Origin of the sequence: Mycolicibacterium iranicum, from assembly GCF_002101705.1 — a bacterium.
GTDB classification, from domain to species: Bacteria; Actinomycetota; Actinomycetes; order Mycobacteriales; family Mycobacteriaceae; genus Mycobacterium; species Mycobacterium iranicum.
In genome coordinates this window covers 1-2053 of the sequence record NZ_LQPC01000062.1, presented here as the reverse complement: position 1 = coordinate 2053, position 2053 = coordinate 1, and the positions used below count along the sequence as shown (strand labels likewise).

The 2053-nt window shown below is 66.3% G+C and carries 2 protein-coding genes and 1 pseudogene; 2 read left to right on the top strand and 1 reads right to left on the bottom strand.

The genetic code is table 11. From position 1 onward, the window contains the following. A partial coding sequence (locus AWC12_RS31405; RefSeq protein WP_207576494.1) for a hypothetical protein occupies positions 1-305 on the bottom strand: 305 nt, incomplete at its 3' end. Between AWC12_RS31405 and AWC12_RS32070 the strand changes: the two are divergent. Together AWC12_RS32070 and AWC12_RS31945 are read left to right on the top strand one after the other, a co-directional pair. After that, a pseudogene (locus AWC12_RS32070) lies at positions 213-467 on the top strand (SpnB-like Rossmann fold domain-containing protein); the annotation flags it as partial. The gene AWC12_RS31405 and the pseudogene AWC12_RS32070 overlap by 93 nt on opposite strands. Before the next feature lie 66 nt (positions 468-533). After that, positions 534-2053, top strand: a 1520-nt coding sequence (locus AWC12_RS31945) for a type I polyketide synthase (protein WP_207576493.1), incomplete at its 3' end; no start/stop codon positions are given.

Here is a 2053-nt window from a genome sequence, read left to right as displayed (position 1 = left end):
CGCCAGCCCGTGAGGCGGGTGATGCGTTGTTTGGCGTTGAGTGGGTGGGGGTGAAGTCTGCGCGGGGTGGGGTGGATGAGCCGGTGGTGGTGGGGCTTGCTGGTGCGCAGTCTGCTGATGTCGCGGCGTTGGCGGTTGCCGTGGAAGACGGACGTGTTCCTGATGTCGTCGTTGCCCGGTTGCCTGGTGGTGCTGGTGGTGGTGTTGAGGCGGTGCATTCCGGTGTGCGGGGGACTCTGGAGCTGTTGCAGGCGTGGTTGGGTGAGGAGCGCTTGGCGGGTGCGCGTCTGGCGTTGGTCACCCATGGGGCGATTGCCGCGACAGCCGGTGAGGTGCCTGACCCGGGTGCCGCCGCGGCGCGTGGCCTTGTGCGGTCTGCTCAGGCAGAACATCCTGAGCGCTTTCTCCTTGTCGACGTCGATACCGAGATTGATGGCAACGTCACGGATTTGCCGTGGGCGGACTTGCTGAGTTGTGGTGAGTCGGAGCTGGCGTTGCGTAGGGGGGGCTTACTGGCACCTCGACTTGGTCGAGTGGTGAGTCGGGGGCCGGCTCCTTCGCCACTGGAACCAGAGGGCACGGTGCTGATCACCGGCGGTACCGGTGCTGCTGGTGGCCTCGTGGCAGCTCACCTTGCCCGTGAGCATGGCGTTCGTCATCTGGTGCTGTTGAGTCGTCGCGGCGCCGCGGCAGAGGGCAGCCAAGAGCTGGCCGCTGAGCTGGCTGACTACGGCTGCTCAGTGACCTTCGCGGCGTGTGACGCTGCTGATCGCGATGCGCTCGCTGGTGTGCTGGAGACCATTCCTGAGCAGTATCCGCTGCGGGCCGTTGTCCATGCGGCCGGCACACTTTCCGATGCAACGATCGCGTCGTTGACCGCTGAACAGCTCGAGGAGGTGCTGCGCGCCAAGGTCGATGCGGCCGTGCACCTCGATGAGCTCGCTGGTGACGTTGAACTTGTGCTGTTCTCGTCGGTGGCGGCTACGTTCGGGTCGGCGGGGCAAGGCAATTACGCCGCAGCCAATGCATTCCTCGACGCCCTGGCCCAGCGGCGGCGTGCTCAGGGCCGACCAGGTCGCGCGTTGGCATGGGGGCCGTGGTCGGTCGGGATGGCAGCAGCACTTCAAGACGCCGATCGCGCGCGGATGGAGCGTTTGGGCATGCAGCCGCTCGACGGTACGCGTGCGCTGGCTTTGTTTGATGCCGTCAGCGGGGTCGACGCCGCCCAGCTCGTCCTCGTCGCTTTGGACTTCAGCCGACTGTCGACCCTCGCGCGGGCCGGCCTTCTGCCGGCCTTATTCAGCGGGTTGGTGCGAGTACCGGCTCGTCGGCGCGCGGATAGCGGTGCCCTTTCGCGTCGGTTGTTCGAGATGGCGGAGTCCGATCGTGATGGCTTCGTACTGGATTTGGTGGGTAGGGAAGCCGCGGCGGTGCTCGGGTATGAGTCGTCGGCGGCGGTGGATGTGGGTCGGGCGTTTAAGGAGGCGGGTTTCGACTCGTTGGCGGCGGTGGAGTTCCGTAACCGGTTGGCTCAGGTGACGGGGTTGCGGTTGCCGGCGACGTTGATTTTCGACCATCCCACTCCGGCGGCGGTGGCGGCGTTTGTGCGGCGGGAGGCTGAAGGCGCTGTCGTGGAGGAGGCGGTCGCGCCGGCGGCGGCTCGGGGGGGCGTTGTCGGTGTGGATGAGCCGATTGCGATTGTGGGGATGGGGTGTCGGTATCCGGGTGGGGTGGGTTCTCCGGAGCAGTTGTGGGAGTTGGTGGCTGGTGGGGTGGATGCCATCGGTGAGTTCCCGCAGGATCGGGGTTGGGATCTGGAGCGGTTGTTTGATCCGGATCTTGATCGGGCGGGCACCAGCTATACCCGTCATGGGGGGTTCTTGTATGACGCGGGTGATTTCGATGCGGAGTTCTTCGGGATCAGTCCGCGTGAGGCGTTGGCGATGGATCCCCAGCAGCGGGTGTTGTTGGAGGTGGCCTGGGAGGCGTTGGAACGGGCCGGGATCGCCCCGGACTCCCTGCGCGGCACCACCACCGGCGTCTACGCCGGAGT